This window comes from Streptomyces lothianensis, from assembly GCF_047779955.1.
Classification (GTDB): domain Bacteria; phylum Actinomycetota; class Actinomycetes; order Streptomycetales; family Streptomycetaceae; genus Streptomyces.
Genome location: NZ_JBLMKT010000068.1, coordinates 34,461 through 48,959, shown reverse-complemented (window position 1 = coordinate 48,959; position 14,499 = coordinate 34,461). Strand labels below are relative to the sequence as shown.

The 14,499-nt window shown below is 72.3% G+C and carries 12 protein-coding genes; 5 read left to right on the top strand and 7 right to left on the bottom strand.

Annotation, left to right across the window (positions count from 1 at the left end; translation table 11 throughout):
- Nucleotides 1–9: 9 nt before the first annotated feature.
- The 7 genes from ACLF6P_RS23800 to rsmI all read right to left on the bottom strand — a co-directional run bounded on the left by ACLF6P_RS23800 (nt 10) and on the right by rsmI (nt 7,632).
- Nucleotides 10–1,494, bottom strand: a complete 1,485-nt coding sequence (locus tag ACLF6P_RS23800; protein WP_415952751.1) for an acyltransferase family protein — start codon at nt 1,492–1,494, stop codon at nt 10–12.
- A gap of 98 nt (nt 1,495–1,592) precedes the next feature.
- On the bottom strand, nt 1,593–2,486 hold the full coding sequence (locus ACLF6P_RS23795; RefSeq protein ID WP_415952749.1) for a 4-(cytidine 5'-diphospho)-2-C-methyl-D-erythritol kinase: 894 nt from the start codon (nt 2,484–2,486) through the stop codon (nt 1,593–1,595).
- Nucleotides 2,483–3,373: a 16S rRNA (adenine(1518)-N(6)/adenine(1519)-N(6))-dimethyltransferase RsmA gene (rsmA, locus tag ACLF6P_RS23790; protein ID WP_415952747.1), complete on the bottom strand. Its 891-nt coding sequence runs from the start codon at nt 3,371–3,373 to the stop codon at nt 2,483–2,485. The genes ACLF6P_RS23795 and rsmA overlap by 4 nt, the downstream gene beginning before the upstream one ends.
- Before the next feature lie 74 nt (nt 3,374–3,447).
- Nucleotides 3,448–4,857 (bottom strand): ubiquitin-like domain-containing protein, encoded by a 1,410-nt coding sequence (locus ACLF6P_RS23785; RefSeq protein WP_415952745.1) that lies wholly within the window; start codon nt 4,855–4,857, stop codon nt 3,448–3,450.
- 137 nt (nt 4,858–4,994) lie between these two features.
- Entirely contained in the window at nt 4,995–5,864 is an 870-nt protein-coding gene (locus tag ACLF6P_RS23780; protein ID WP_415952743.1) for a TatD family hydrolase, read from the bottom strand.
- A gap of 117 nt (nt 5,865–5,981) precedes the next feature.
- Nucleotides 5,982–6,443 (bottom strand): hypothetical protein, encoded by a 462-nt coding sequence (locus ACLF6P_RS23775; RefSeq protein ID WP_415952797.1) that lies wholly within the window; start codon nt 6,441–6,443, stop codon nt 5,982–5,984.
- A 304-nt stretch (nt 6,444–6,747) separates the two neighbouring features.
- On the bottom strand, nt 6,748–7,632 hold the full coding sequence (gene rsmI / locus ACLF6P_RS23770) for a 16S rRNA (cytidine(1402)-2'-O)-methyltransferase (RefSeq protein WP_415952741.1): 885 nt from the start codon (nt 7,630–7,632) through the stop codon (nt 6,748–6,750).
- Between the two features lie 210 nt (nt 7,633–7,842).
- On the opposite strand from rsmI, the gene ACLF6P_RS23765 reads away from it, so the two are divergent.
- The 5 genes from ACLF6P_RS23765 (at nt 7,843) to ACLF6P_RS23745 (ending at nt 14,434) form a co-directional block, all read left to right on the top strand.
- Complete coding sequence (locus ACLF6P_RS23765) at nt 7,843–9,507, top strand: dolichyl-phosphate-mannose--protein mannosyltransferase (protein WP_415952795.1); 1,665 nt, start codon at nt 7,843–7,845, stop codon at nt 9,505–9,507.
- Nucleotides 9,508–9,659: 152 nt separating this feature from the next.
- Entirely contained in the window at nt 9,660–11,276 is a 1,617-nt protein-coding gene (locus ACLF6P_RS23760) for a penicillin-binding transpeptidase domain-containing protein (protein ID WP_415952740.1), read from the top strand.
- A gap of 201 nt (nt 11,277–11,477) precedes the next feature.
- Complete coding sequence (locus tag ACLF6P_RS23755) at nt 11,478–13,199, top strand: penicillin-binding transpeptidase domain-containing protein (protein ID WP_415952738.1); 1,722 nt, start codon at nt 11,478–11,480, stop codon at nt 13,197–13,199.
- A 237-nt stretch (nt 13,200–13,436) separates the two neighbouring features.
- Nucleotides 13,437–13,562 carry a hypothetical protein gene (locus tag ACLF6P_RS23750; protein WP_415952737.1) on the top strand — a complete coding sequence of 42 codons (126 nt, stop codon included), beginning with the start codon at nt 13,437–13,439 and terminating at the stop codon, nt 13,560–13,562.
- On the top strand, nt 13,559–14,434 hold the full coding sequence (locus ACLF6P_RS23745; RefSeq protein ID WP_415952736.1) for an EamA family transporter: 876 nt from the start codon (nt 13,559–13,561) through the stop codon (nt 14,432–14,434). The genes ACLF6P_RS23750 and ACLF6P_RS23745 overlap by 4 nt, the downstream gene beginning before the upstream one ends.
- Nucleotides 14,435–14,499 lie beyond the last annotated feature (65 nt).

Sequence of the window (14,499 nt, the reverse complement as noted above, 5' to 3'; positions counted from 1 at the left end):
CGGCCGGGCTCAGGCGCGGTCCCGGCCCGCCCGTTCCACCAGGAACCAGCCCGCAAGGGCCATCGCGACCGCGGCCGGGGCGGTGACCCGGACGGCGATCAGGAGGGCCGAGCGGCCTTCGAGGAGGCCGCCGAAGCCGACCATCGAGACACCGAGGACGCCGAAGAGGCTGAGGGTCACGCCGAGTACGGCGAGCGGGCCCGAGGCCGGGGTGGTGCGGGCCGAGTTCGGGGAAGGGGCCGAGACCGGGATACGGGCCGCGGCCGGGGTATGGGTCGCGGCCGGGGTATGGGTCGCGTCCGGGGTATGGGTCGCGGCCGGGGTGCTGCCCGAGGCCCGGGTGCGGTTGGCGGTGTGCGGGTTCGCGGCGGCCGCGCGGGCCGCGGGCGGGTTCTCGAAGCCGCGGAAGGCCGCGACCAGGACGGCCGTGAGGACCGTCGCCGCCGCGAGCCGGAGCGGGAGCTGGGTCCACCACGCCGCGGCGGCCGGTTCCGGCAGCGCCACGTCCAGGGCGAGGAGCCCCCCGTACACCCCGAGCATCGCCGTCAGATGCCACAGGAACGCCGTCATCGAGACGCCGTTCGCCGCGACCACCGTCCGCCAGACCTTCGGCCGCTCCAGCCACCGCGTCACCGGGCGCCGCGCGAGTTCCACCGCGCCGACCAGCCACAGGCCGTGGCAGAGCAGGGCCAGGGTGGGCGGCGCCATGTTGGAGATCTTCTCGCCGGGCAGGCCCACCATGCTCAGGGGATACGGGCCGAAGGCGACCAGGAGCGCGGCGCCCGCGAGGCCGCCGAGCGCGAGCAGCGCAGGCAGTCGCAGCCGCAGCCGGCCGTCGGCGCGCAGGAAGCCCAGCTGGTGGACGGCGAGCCAGACGAAGGCGAAGTTCAGGAACTCCACGAAGGGCACCCCGGCGGCGAAGCGCAGCACGTCCACGGCGGCTGCCGCGGCGAGCAGCGCGCCGAACGCGCCCCATCCGTAGCGCTCGTGCAGCCTCAGCAGCGGCGGCGTGAAGGCCACCATCGCCAGGTAGATCCCTATGAACCACAGCGGCTGGGCGACGAGCCGCAGCGTCATGTCGAGCAGACCGCCGCCCGCGCCCGCGAGCTGGACGAGCAGCGCGCCCGCGCCCCACACCAGGATGAAGACCATGGTGGGGCGCAGCAGCCGCTGCAGCCGTGCGCGCAGGAAGGCCGCGTAGACCGGGGAGCCGCCGCTCCTGCGCTGCAGGGAGCGGTAGGACAGGGCGTGCGAGAAGCCGCCGACGAAGAAGAACACCGGCATGATCTGCAGCACCCAGGTGAGTACCTGCAGTCCGGGGACGACGGCGAGCAGGTTGCCGATCTCGACGCGGCCGGTGTCGCCGGTGCTGACGGCGGCCATCAGCCAGTGTCCGAGGACGACGGTGGCGAGGGAGGCGACCCGCAGCAGGTCCATGTACCGGTCCCGGGTCACCGGGGTCTTCGCTGCCAGTTCGCGCGCGGTGGATGCCATGGCACCACCGTCGCGCCGGGCGGTGGGGCGGGGTGAGGGTGCTCGTACTCAGATCGGGGTGAGTACGGCGTGCCGGCGGCGCCCGCGCGCCGGGCGGTTCACACCAGCGTCGCGCCCGGTGCCGGGCCGGAGGTGACCCGTACCGCTCGGCAGGTTCCCGAGGCGCGCAGGGCCGCGGCGACCGACTCGGCGGACTGTGCGGAGTCGGCGAGGAAGGCCGTCGTCGGGCCCGAGCCCGAGACCAGGGCGGCGAGGGCGCCCGCCTCCGTACCCGTCGACAGGGTGCTCGACAGGGCGGGGAAGAGGGAGAGCGCCGCGGGCTGCAGGTCGTTGGCGAGGTGCGCGGCGAGGGCCGTCGCATCGCCTTCGCGCAGGGCCGCGAGGAGGGCCGGGGACGCGACCGGTGAAGGCACCTTCCGGCCCGCGGCGAGGCGGTCGAACTCGGCGTACACCGCGGGCGTGGAAAGGCCGCCGTCGGCGAGCGCGAAGACCCAGTGGAAGACGCCGCCCACCGGCAGCGGTTCGAGCAGTTCGCCGCGGCCGGTGCCGAGCGCGGCGCCGCCGAGCAGCGAGAACGGCACGTCGCTGCCGAGGTCCGCGCAGAGGTCGAGGAGTTCGGAGCGGGAGGAGCCGGTCCCCCACAGTTCGGCGCAGGCCAGCAGTGCGCCCGCGCCGTCCGCCGAGCCGCCCGCCATGCCGCCGGCGACGGGGATGTCCTTGTCGATGTGCAGATGCACGTCCGGGGAGATGCCGTGCCGTTCGGCGAGGGCGAGGGCCGCGCGGGCCGCCAGGTTGGAGTGGTCGAGCGGGACCTGGTGGGCGTCCGGGCCCGCGCAGGTGATCTTCAGTTCGGCGGCCGGGGTGGCCGTGACCTCGTCGTACAGGCCGACGGCCAGGAAGACGTTCGCCAGGTCGTGGAAGCCGTCGGGCCGGGCGGGGCCGACCCCGAGCTGCACGTTGACCTTCGCGGGCACGCGTACGGTGATGCTCACGCGGCGGCCTCCGCACCCTTGTGCTCCGCGATCCGGGCGAACTCCTCGACGGTCAGCGCCTCGCCGCGCGCCTTCGGCGAGATCCCGGCCGCGACCAGGGCCGTCTCGGCGGCCGCGGCGGAACCGGCCCAGCCCGCGAGGGCGGCGCGCAGCGTCTTGCGGCGCTGGGCGAACGCGGCGTCCACGACCGCGAAGACCTCCTCGCGGCTCGCACTCGTCTGCACCGGCTCGCTGCGGCGCACGAGGGAGACGAGGCCGCTGTCGACGTTCGGCGCGGGCCAGAAGACATTGCGGCCGATCGCGCCCGCGCGCTTGACCTCCGCGTACCAGTTGGCCTTCACGGACGGCACGCCGTACACCTTGTTGCCCGGGCGGGCGGCGAGGCGGTCGGCGACCTCGGACTGCACCATGACGAGGGTGCGTTCGATGCTCGGGAACGTCGCCAGCATGTGCAGGAGCACGGGGACGGCGACGTTGTACGGGAGGTTCGCGACCAGGGCGGTCGGCGGCGGGCCCGGGAGCTGCCGCTCCTCGACGAGCATCGCGTCCGAGTGCACCAGCGCGAAGCGCTCGGCGCGCTGCGGCATCCGGGCGGCGATGGTGGAGGGCAGCGCGGCGGCGAGCGTGTCGTCGATCTCGATGGCCGTGAGCCGGTCGGCCGCCTCGAGGAGGGCGAGCGTGAGGGAGCCGAGTCCGGGGCCGATCTCGACGACGACGTCGTCGGGGCGTACGCCGGCGGTGCGGACGATACGGCGGACGGTGTTGGCGTCGATGACGAAGTTCTGGCCGCGCTGCTTGGTGGGGCGCACCCCGAGGGCGGCGGCCAGCTCACGGATGTCGGCGGGCCCGAGGAGGGGGCCGGTCTCGTCGGACTCAGGGTTGCTCACGTGAGTAGGTTAGCTTTCACCCCCGCCGGCGTTTGAGGCGATCCGGGCGAAGCCCGGATGCGGGGGCGCTGCGCTCAGCCGTGGAGGCGGGGGCCGCAGTGGGGCCAGGGGCTTGTGCCGCGCTGGATGTAGAGCTTCTTGGCGCGGTAGGTCTGTTCCGCCGCCGAGGCGTCCTGGGGGCGGCCGGTGCCGCCGAGGGACTGCCAGGTGCGGGTGTCGAACTGGTAGAGGCCGCCGTACGTGCCGGAGGGGTCCGTGACATGGGGGCGGCCGCCCGATTCGCAGGCCGCGAGGGCCGGCCAGTTGAGGCCGTCGGCACCGCTGACGGAGGTGGGGCGCGGCTTGGTGCCGACCCGGACGATCTGCGGCTCCGGCTCCCGTACCACCTCGTCCGAGAGCCGCCTCGGCTTCTGCTCGACACCGTTCACGGTCCGCACGGCGTACGTGACACGGCGCGCCCCGTGCCGTCCGGCCTGCTCCACGACCTCCGTGCCCGCGTACAGCGTGGCGTCCTCGGTGCGGCGGACGTCGAAGGCGATGGGCTCCTCGCGGACCTCCTTGCCGTGGGTGATCCGCATGACGGTGACGGTCTGCCCGTCGCGCGGGAAGGCGGCGGGCGGCACGGAGGTGGTGTCCTGGCCGCGCAGCGAGACCCCGGCCTGCTCCACCGCCTCGCGTACGGTCGCGGCATTCGTACGGATGGTGCGCTCACGGCCGTCGGCCAGGACCGTGACGGTGCGCTCGGTGCGCACGTCCAGGCGCAGCCCCGCGCGGCCGATCCGCTGGGAGCGGGAGGCGGACAGGTACGCGCCCTCGGCCCGTACGCCGAGTCTGCGCAGCGCGGCCTCGACGGTCTCCTCGGTCGTCCAGACCTTGCGGGGGCGGCCGTCGAGGGTGAGCTGGATCGGCCGGGCGTGGCGGATCTCGATCTCGTCGCCGTCAGTAAGCGGGGTGCCGGGGGCGGGTACGACGGAGTCGTGTGCGCCGAGGTCGAGGTCCTCGTCGGCGACGAGCTCGGCGACGTCGTCGGCGAAGGTGTGCAGGGTGCGCTCCTTGCCGTCGACGGTCAGCTTCACGGCCTTGTCGTGCGCGACGAAGGCGGAGGTGCCGCCCGCGAGGAAGGCGACGACGAGCGCCTGCGGCACGAGGCGGCGCAGGGCCTCGGGCCGCTCGGCGCTCTTCCTGCGCCGGGCTGCGCGCCGGGCTTCCTGCCGCGTCCGGGCGCGCCCGCCGGGCGGCACCGAGCCGTCGGGCGGGGCAGCGGCCGGTGACGGAGCCATGTCCGGCGGTGGGACCACGCCCGGTGAAGCGGCCGGGGCCGGTGGCTGGACCGCGGCCGGTGACGGGAGCATCGTCCACGTCGGCTCCTGCGCGAGCGCCACCCGCTCCTCGTACGAGGGCCGGTAGGTGTCCGTGCCGCCGTAGGGCGCGTCCCCGTACTGTTCGCTCTCCCCGGAGGGCTCATACGCGGTCCGTTGGCTCACAACTCGCTCCAGGCTCCAAGGGGTCCCGCCAGGAGGCGGGCTCTCAGGCGGAGCGAACCTAGCGGAGCGGCCGTTACTCTCCCAAGTGACGCGGCCACGCAGCGTTGCGCCGGACCCACGGGTGGCAGCGGCCTCGCTCAGTAGCCGAAGGCGCGTGCCGTGTTCGCGGAGACCGCCTCTGCCAGCGTGTCTTCGCTCACGTCGGCCACCTCGGCCATGGCGCGCAGGGTGACCGGAATGAGATACGGGGCGTTAGGCCGTCCGCGGTAGGGCGCGGGCGTCAGGAACGGCGCGTCGGTCTCGACGAGGACGAGGTCGAGCGGCGCGACCGCGAGCGCGTCCCGCAGGTGCTGCGCGTTCTTGAAGGTGATGTTTCCGGCGAACGACATGAAGTAGCCGTTCTGTGCGCAGACCTGGGCCATCTCCGCATCGCCGGAGTAGCAGTGGAAGACGGTCCGCTCGGGGGCGCCCTCCTCCTTAAGGATGCGCAGCACGTCGGCGTGCGCCTCACGGTCGTGGATGACGAGCGCCTTGCCGTGCCGTTTGGCGATCTCGATATGCGCGCGGAAGGACCGCTCCTGGGCTTCCTTGCCCTCGGGCCCGGTGCGGAAGTAGTCGAGCCCGGTCTCGCCGACCCCCTTGACGTGCCCCAGCGCGGCGAGCCGGTCGATCTCGGCGAGCGCCTCGTCGAGCCCCGCGTCACCGAGCGGCTCGCGGACGCCCTGCCGCGACCAGCCATCGGGGTCACCGTGCACGATCCGGGGCGCTTCGTTGGGGTGCAGCGCGACCGTGGCGTGCACGCTCGCATACGCCGCCGCCGTATCCGCGGCCCAGCGCGAGCCGTTCACATCGCAGCCGACCTGCACCACGGTCGTCACTCCCACGGAAGCGGCCTTCGCGAGGCCCTCCTCGACCGTGCCGTCCTGCATGTCGAGGTGCGTGTGCGAGTCGGCGACCGGGATGCGCAGCGGCTCGGGCAGGGGCGGGGGTGCGTCCTTGGGGCTCATGCCCCGATCCTACGAACCGGCTCCCGCACCCGGGGAACGCGCCTGCCCGCGCGGGAGCGGCTGCCCCGCGGCAGGTCAGGAGCACCTGCCCTTGGATCAGGAGCGCTTGCCCCTGAATCAGGAGCGCTTGCCCTTGAAGGGATGCAGCAGGTCGGACAGGTGCCAGTGGTGCCCCGACTCCTCCGGCGCCGCACCCGCGCCCGAGGACCCCCTGACCGCCGCGCCCTCGGACTCCGCCGTCGCACCCTCGGATTCCGCCGTCGCGCCCGCGGATTCCTCCGCCCCCGCCTCCGCGGACTGCTCCGCCTCGGACTCCTCCGCCAGGCTCTCGGCCTCGGCCTGCTGCCGTTTCTCGGACCACCCCAGCCGCTCCGGGTGGTCGATCAGGTCGAGGATCGTGGAGACCCGCCCGGCCCGCATGAAGCGGACGACATGCCCGCCGCAGTTGAGGCAGGTGGGCCGGCTCAGCGGGGAGGGCACCCGCCGCCCGTCCACCTTGTAGAGCACGAATTCATTGCCCTGGCCGTCGACGAAATGTTCGATGTCGTACGACTGCTCCCAGCCGTGCCCGCAGCGCATACAGGCGAACGCGTACGACTCACGAACCGTGGATATCGGATGGTTGGGCAGACTTGTCGTGTCCACAGGGGCTTCTGCTGCGGCGTCGATTTCGGCGGCGCGGCCGGTGGTCTCACTCATGCCAGCTCCTCTTGCCCGTCGGACAAGTACGTCCGGGGCGGTCCACATGCGAGGGAACCGATCAAAGTTCCTTCATCCAGTGGACACCCCCGCACGGCCGGAAGGCATCAGACCTGTGGAGAATTGGAGCGCTTTTGGGTGCCCCATGTAAAAGAGGCCGGTGCCCCGGCTTGGCCTTTGCCTTTCACGATAGCCCTTTGCCGTCCTTTGGCGAGTGGGCAGCCGCATTCTTTGCCGCGACGACGGCATCGAATACCTCGCGTTTGGGAAGGCCCGCCTGCGCGGCGACCGCCGCGATGGCCTCCTTGCGCCGCTCCCCCGCCTCCTCGCGCACCCGCACCCGGCGCACCAGCTCCTCGGCGTCCAGCTCGGCGACCGTCTCGGGGGCGCCCTCGACGACCACGGTGATCTCTCCGCGTACCCCTTCGGCGGCCCAGGCGGCCAGCTCTCCGAGGGCGCCGCGCTTGACCTCCTCGTAGGTCTTGGTCAGCTCGCGGCAGACGGCGGCGCGGCGCTCGGCGCCGAAGGCCTCGGCCATCGCGGCGAGGGTGTCGTCGAGCCGGTGCGGGGCCTCGAAGTAGACGAGGGTGCGCCGCTCCCCGGCCACCTCGCGCAGCCGTGACATCCGCTCGCCCGCCTTGCGGGGCAGGAAGCCCTCGAAGCAGAAGCGGTCGACGGGCAGGCCGGAGAGGGCGAGCGCGGTGAGCACCGCGGACGGCCCCGGCACCGCGGTGACCTTGATGTCCTTCTCGACGGCGGCCGCCACGAGCCGGTAGCCCGGGTCGGACACGGAGGGCATGCCCGCGTCGGTCACCAGGAGCACCCGGGCGCCGTCGGTGAGGGCTTCGACGAGTTCGGGCGTGCGGGCGGACTCGTTGCCCTCGAAGTACGAGAGGACCCGGCCGGTGGTCTGCACGCCGAGCGCCTGGGTGAGGCGGCGCAGCCTGCGGGTGTCCTCGGCGGCGACGATGTCGGCGCTCTCCAGCTCGGCGGCGAGCCGGGGCGGCGCATCGGCGGTGTCACCGATGGGGGTGCCGGCGAGAACGAGGGTTCCTTGCGTTCCTGTCACAGGCCTATCCTCACACCATCCGCCACGACGGCGGGGCGGACCCGGGACGTGGACAGGCCGGTTCCCTACGATGGCGCGGTGACCAGTGCCCCGTCCCACCCCACGAGGGACTCCGCGACCCGTCCGGCCGGCGCAGGCGAAGGCGCAGGCGAAGGCGAAGCCGAAGACCTCCGCGACCGGCAGCCTCCGCAGCAGGAGCCGCGGTCCTGGCTGCTGCGCCTGCGCAGATTCGGGTACGCCGCGCCGACGGCCGAGGACGTGGGACAGCGCCTGGACCCGCCCTACCGCGAACCCGACCCGCGCCTGTGGTCGCTGCTCGGGCTGCGCCGCACCTCCCTCGCCGTCCGGGCCTCCGGCTGGCTCGGGCCGCTGCTCGTCGCACTGTTCGCGGGCGTCCTGCGCTTCTGGCAGCTGGGCAGGCCGCATGCGGTGATATTCGACGAGACGTACTACGCGAAGGACGCGTGGGCCCTGCTCCAGCGGGGCTACGAGGTCAACTGGCCCAAGGACTACAACGACACGGTCATCGAGCTCGGCTCGAAGGTCCCCGTCGGCCACGACCCGGCGTACGTCGTGCACCCGCCGATGGGCAAATGGGTCATCGCGGCCGGTGAGTGGCTCTTCGGTCTGACGCCGTTCGGCTGGCGCTTCATGGTGGCGCTGCTCGGCACGCTCTCGGTGCTCATGGTGTGCCGGATCGGCCGGCGGATGTTCCGTTCGACGTTCCTGGGCTGTCTGGCCGGGCTGCTGCTCGCGATGGACGGCCTGCACTTCGTGATGAGCCGCACCGCGCTGCTCGATCTGCCGCTGATGTTCTTCGTGCTCGCGGCCTTCGGCGCGCTGGTGATCGACCGCGACAAGGCGCGCAAGCGGCTGGCGGCGGCGCTTCCGGTGGACGCGGAAGGGGTCGTACGGCCCGACGCGCGGATCGCGGAGACGCTCCGCCTGGGCTGGCGGCCCTGGCGGATCCTCGCCGGAATCTGCCTGGGCCTTGCCTTCGCCACGAAGTGGAACGGCGGGATCTTCCTGGCCGTGTTCGGTCTGATGACGGTCCTGTGGGACGTGGGCGCGCGCCGCACCGCGGGCGCCCGGGGGCCGTACCTCACGGTCCTGAAGCGGGATGTGCTGCCCGCGTTCGTCTCGACGGTGCCGGTCACGGTCGTCACCTACCTCGCCACCTGGACCGGCTGGATCCTGCACACCGCGCCCGGCGACCGCGGCTATCTGCGCGAATGGGGCGCCGAGCACCCCTCCAGCGGGTTCGGCGGGCTGCTGCCGGACTGGTGGCGCAGCCTGTGGCACTACTCGAACCAGGTCTGGGACTTCCACGTCAGCCTGACCTCGCACCACGACTACCAGTCGAACCCGTGGAGCTGGCTGGTCCTCGGCCGCCCCGTCTCGTACTACTACGAGTCCCCGGCGCCCGGCACCGGCGGCTGCCCGGCGGACACGCACGAGAAATGCGCGAGCGAGGTCCTCGCGCTCGGTACCCCGCTGCTGTGGTGGGCGGCCTGCTTCGCGGTCCTGTACCTGCTGTGGCGGTGGTTCTTCCGCCGCGACTGGCGGGCGGGCGCGATCGCCGGCGCCTTCCTCGCGGGTTTCCTGCCCTGGCTCAACTACCAGGAACGCACGATCTTCGTCTTCTACGCGGTCGTCTTCGTGCCGTATCTGTGCCTGGCGCTCGCGATGATGATCGGTGCGATCATCGGGCCGCCGGGATCGGAGGAGCGGCGGCGGGTCCTCGGGGTGGTGGGCGCGGGTGTGCTCGTGCTGCTGATCGCCTGGAACTTCATCTACTTCTGGCCGCTGTACACGGCGCAGCCGATTCCGGTGGATTCGTGGCGGTCGCGGATGTGGCTGGATACGTGGGTCTAGACACAGCGGATGCATGGGGCCGGACCCACAGGTATAGACAATCGAGATCGATTCGGCCCCTGCCTGTCACAGCCGACCCCTAGGCTGTCCTCGGTAACTTTCCTGAACGCGTTCAACAGCGTTCAGGGCGTCTGGGGGAGGGGAGCGCAGCGATGCGCGATGGAGTCAAAACGGCTCTGATCGGCGGGGTCTTCACCGTGATGGTGGGCGGCGCCGCGTACGGGGCGGTCAATCTGTACAACGGGGTGACCGGGGGGTCGTCGTCCGCGGGGGCGGATGCCACGCCGACCACGGGGCCGGTCACCGACGGGGAGGTCGCGAAGGCGGCCGGCTCGTTCTTCGAGCACTGGAAGAAGGGGGACGCCGCCGCGGCGGCCAAGTTCACCAACGCGCCCGTCGAGGCGGGCGAGGTGCTGAACTCGTTCCTCGCCGCCGACATCACCGGCGTGCAGATCGAGGAGGGCAAGGCCAGCGGCACCAGCGTGCCGTTCACGGTCAAGGCGAAGGTGTCGTACGAGGGCAGGTCCGAGCCCCTGTCGTACAAGAGCGAGCTCACCGTCGTACGCGGGGAGACCACCGGCCGGGCGCTCGTCGACTGGCAGCCCACCGTGGTCCACCCGCAGCTGAAGAAGGACGACACCTTCGCGGTCGGCGAGGCGGACGCCCCGCAGATCGAGGCCGTCGACCGGGACGGCGAGGTGCTGAGCGCGGAGAAGTACCCCTCGCTCGGACCGATCCTGGAGGAGCTGCGGCGGCGCCACTCGGCCCAGGCGGGCGGCAGGCCGGGCATCGAGCTGTGGATCGAACGGGCCGACGCGACGGCGTACAACACCACACTGGTGACCCTGCAGAAGGGCGAGCCGGGGCAGATCAAGACCACGCTGAGCAAGCGGGTGCAGGCGGCCGCCGAGAAGGCCGTGCAGACGCAGGCCAAGTCCTCGGTGGTGGCGATCAAGCCGAGCAGCGGCGAGGTGCTCGCGGTGGCGAACCAGGAGCCCGGGAACAACGTCGCCTTCATGGGGCAACTCGCGCCCGGGTCGACGATGAAGATCGTGACGGCGGCGACGTTCATCGACAACGGGGTTGCCGGGCCGGGCAGCAAGGCGCCGTGCGAGAACGACATCGTGTACCGCAGCCAGACCTTCCACAATCTGCCCGGCCTGAAGCCGGACCTGAACGCCACGTTCGCCAACGACTTCGCGCGCTCGTGCAACACCGCCTTCATCAAGCTGATCGCGCACGATGACCTGAACGACAACTCGCTCACCGAGGAAGCCGCCAAGTTCGGCATCGGGCCCGTGTGGAACACGGGGATCCCGTCCTACGACGGCTCCGTACCGGCCCGCGGGGATTCCGACCGGGCGGCGAACGCCATCGGGCAGGGTGTGGTCCAGATGAGCCCGCTGAACGTGGCGTCGATCACGGCCACCGTGAAGGGCGGCGGAACCTTCCGCCAGCCGGTCATCGTGCCCGCCTCGTACGGCCTGGAGCTGGCCAAGGCGCCCGGGATCCGGAACAGCACCGCGAACCAGGTGAAGCAGATGATGAACAACACCGCCCGCTACGGCACGGCGGCGAAGGCCCTGAGCGGGCTCGGCGGTGATGTCGGCGGCAAGACGGGATCGGCCGAGGTCGGGGGCCAGACGCAGCCGAACGCCTGGTTCACGGGGTTCCGCAACGACATCGCGGCGGCCGCCGTGGTCATCGAGGGCGGGCACGGCGGTGACTCGGCCGGGCCGATCGTGGCGAAGGTGCTCGCGGCGGGCTGAGCGGTCCTGCCGCACAGTGCGGTCCCCTGCTGCGCAGGGCGGTCCGGCTGCACAGCACGGTCCTGGTGCACAGCACGGTCCTGGTGCACAGCACGGTCCTGGTGCACAGCACGGTCCGCCCGTCAAGCACGACGGGCCCGGCGCGCCGAAGCGCTATAAGGTGCCCACGGATCGGGCACGCGGGGTGAGGCGGAGGATGCGGTGGGCAATCGAGGGCGCTCGGGCGGGCGGAACGCCATGGGCAAGGACACCAAGCTCGCGCTGATCGCGCTCACGACCGGTGCCGTGGTCGCCGGCGTCGGCCTCGCCACGTACACCTTCGTCGGCGGCGGCTCGGACGACGGCTCCGACCAGCCGCTCTCGCCCCAGGAACTGCGGGCGAAGCCGCTGACGCGGGCCGACATCGAGCAGACCACCGAGCGGTTCTTCGCCGCGTGGGCGAAGGGCGATGCGGCGGGCGCGGCCGCGCTGACCGACGACGCGCCGGCCGCGCGGGAGGCGCTCACCGCGTACAAGAAGGACGCGCATCTGACCGATGTGAAGTTCACACCGGGCAAGGGCGGTGGCGCCAAGGTGCCCTTCGATGTGGCGGCCACGGTGTCGTACGAGGGGAAGTCCGAGCCGTACACCTACAAGTCCGAGCTGACGGTGGTGCGCGGCGAGACGGGCCGGCCGGTGGTCGACTGGGAACCGTCCGTCGTGCATCCCGGGCTCAAGGCGGGTGACACGCTGCGGGCCGGGGAGGCCGGGACGCCGCCGATCAAGGCGGTCGACCGCAACGGCGGGGAGCTCACCGCCGAGAAGTACCCCTCGCTCGCCGGTGTGCTCGACGGGCTGCGCGAGAGGTACGGCAAGAAGGCGGGCGGCAGCTCCGGGATCGAGCTGCGGATCGTACGCGCCGAAGCGGGCAAGGGCGGCGAGAACGGCGAGGACGGCCGGGAAGACGATGGCAAGGGGGGCGGCAAGGCGCTGCCCGACAAGACGCTGCTCACGCTCGCCGAAGGCACCCCGGGCACGGTGAAGACCACGATCAGCCCCACCGTGCAGGCCGCCGCCGAGCGGGAGGTCGCCAAGCGCAGCCGGGCCTCGATCGTGGTCCTCAAGCCGTCCACCGGAGAGATCCTGGCCGTCGCGAACTCCAAGAAGACCGGTCCGAACGTGGCGCTGCAGGGCTCGCTCGCCCCCGGCTCCACGATGAAGATCGTGACGGCCTCGATGCTGATCGAGAAGGGGCTCGCCGGGATTGACAAGCCGCATCCGTGCCCGAAGTACTTCGAGGCGGGCGGCTGGAAGTTCCAGAACCTGGAGGAGTTCGAGATCAAGGGCGGAACCTTCAGGACCAGCTTCGCCGCCTCCTGCAACACGGCCTTCATCTCGCAGGTGGGCGAGCTCGCGAACGACGACCTGACCAAGCAGGCGCAGGAGGTCTTCGGGCTCGGGCGCGACGACTGGTCGATCGGGGTGCCGAGTTTCGACGGACGGGTGCCGGTGCAGAAGGACGCGCCGATGGCCGCCTCGCTGATCGGGCAGGGCGGGGTGCGGATGAACCCGCTGAACGTCGCGTCGATCGTCGCCACCGCGAAGACCGGGGTGTTCCGGCAGCCGTACCTCGTGCCGCCGTCGTTCGACGGCCGCAGGACGGCCACGGCCTCGCGGAAGCTGTCCCCCGAGGTCCACGCACAGCTGCGGGAACTTCTCGCGTACACGGCCACGTCCGGTTCGGCGGCCGGGCCGATGGCTCCGCTCGGCGGGGACATCGGGGGCAAGACGGGCTCGGCGGAGGTCATGGGCCAGGAGAAGCCGAACGGGTGGTTCACGGCTTGGCGGGGGGATGCGGCGGGGGCCGCGGTGATGCTGGAGGGGGGCCGCGGGGGGTCTTCTTCGGGGCCGCTGGTGGCGGCGGTGCTGAAGTCTGTGAGCTGAAGCGCCTCGCGAAGCAGCTGCGGGCAGCGCCCGCCGCGCCTTCCCCACCCCTCACCCAGCTGTGGGCAGCCGTGCCGCAGGGCAAGTGGGGTCTCCCCTGCTCAGGGAATACCCCCTGCTCGACGAGCTTGGGGGCGTAGTTGAGAGCTCGGGGAAGGGTGAACACAGCGGCACCCCTGGCGCGGGGAAGCACAACCCGCTCGCGTGCCCCGTACACGGACCGCTAGCGTGCGGCGCATGAGTAGTCCCGAATCCGCCGCGCACCCCCGCTTCGCCGAAGCCCTCACCGACCTCGGCCGCGCAGACCACGCCGTGATCCGGGCGGCCGCGGGCGGCGCGCTGGTGGACGTGCGCGAGAAGTGACCCCTCTCGTCGCCGCGGCCGTCGTCCTGGCGGCCGTCACCCACGCGTCCTGGAACGCGCTGGCCCATCACATCAAGGACCAGCTCCTCGCGTTCACTCTCATATCCGGTGGCGGGGCCCTGCTCGGCGGGCTGCTCGCCGTGTTCTCGCCGCTGCCGGCGGCCGGGGCCTGGCCCTGGCTGCTCGCCTCGGCAGTGCTGCATGTCGTCTACCAGGCGATGCTGATGCGGTCGTTCTCGCTCGGCGACTTCGGGCAGATGTATCCGATCGCGCGGGGTACGGCGCCGCTGATCGTCACCGTCGTGGCCGCGGTCCTCCTCGACGAGCGGATCGGGGGGCTGCAGCTGGCGGGCGTCGCGGTGGCCTGTGCGGGTCTTGTCGGGCTCGCGCTGTGGGGGATCCGCGGGGCGGGGCGGCGGCCCCGGAAAGGCCCTCAGTGGCCCGCGCTGCTCGCCGCGCTGGCGACCGGGGTCTCGATCGCCTCGTACACTGTGGTGGACGGTGTGGGGGTACGGGCCTCGGGGACGCCGCTCGGGTACATCGCCTGGCTGATGGTTCTCGAAGGGATCGCGATCCCGCTGTACGCGTGGTACCGGCACCGGGCGGAACTTGTGCCGCTGCTGCGGCCGTTCGCGGTGCGGGGTCTGGTGGGGGCGGGGCTGTCGATCGTGGCGTACGGGCTGGTCCTGTGGGCCCAGACCCGCGCACCGCTCGCGCCCGTCGCGGCGCTGCGGGAGTCCTCGATCATCGTGGGCGCGGCGATCGGAGCGGTCCTGTTCAAGGAGCGCTTCGGGGCGCCGCGGATGGTTGCGGCGGGGGTGATGGCGCTGGGCATCGGGCTGATGCTGACCGCCGGCCCCGCCGGCGTCTGAGGCGATCCGGGCGGAGCCCGGATGCGGAGCCCGGATTCAGAGCCCCGATGCGGAGCCCCGGTGCA

Coding starts and splice junctions, on each gene's coding strand:
- ACLF6P_RS23800 (WP_415952751.1), bottom strand. CDS start 1,494: ATGGCATCCACCGCGCGCGAACTGGCAGCGAAGACCCCGGTGACCCGG.
- ACLF6P_RS23775 (WP_415952797.1), bottom strand. CDS start 6,443: ATGCGCTGCGGGCACGGCTGGGAGCAGTCGTACGACATCGAACATTTC.
- ACLF6P_RS23760 (WP_415952740.1), top strand. CDS start 9,660: ATGCGCGATGGAGTCAAAACGGCTCTGATCGGCGGGGTCTTCACCGTG.
- ACLF6P_RS23750 (WP_415952737.1), top strand. CDS start 13,437: ATGAGTAGTCCCGAATCCGCCGCGCACCCCCGCTTCGCCGAAGCCCTC.
- ACLF6P_RS23780 (WP_415952743.1), bottom strand. CDS start 5,864: ATGAGCCCCAAGGACGCACCCCCGCCCCTGCCCGAGCCGCTGCGCATC.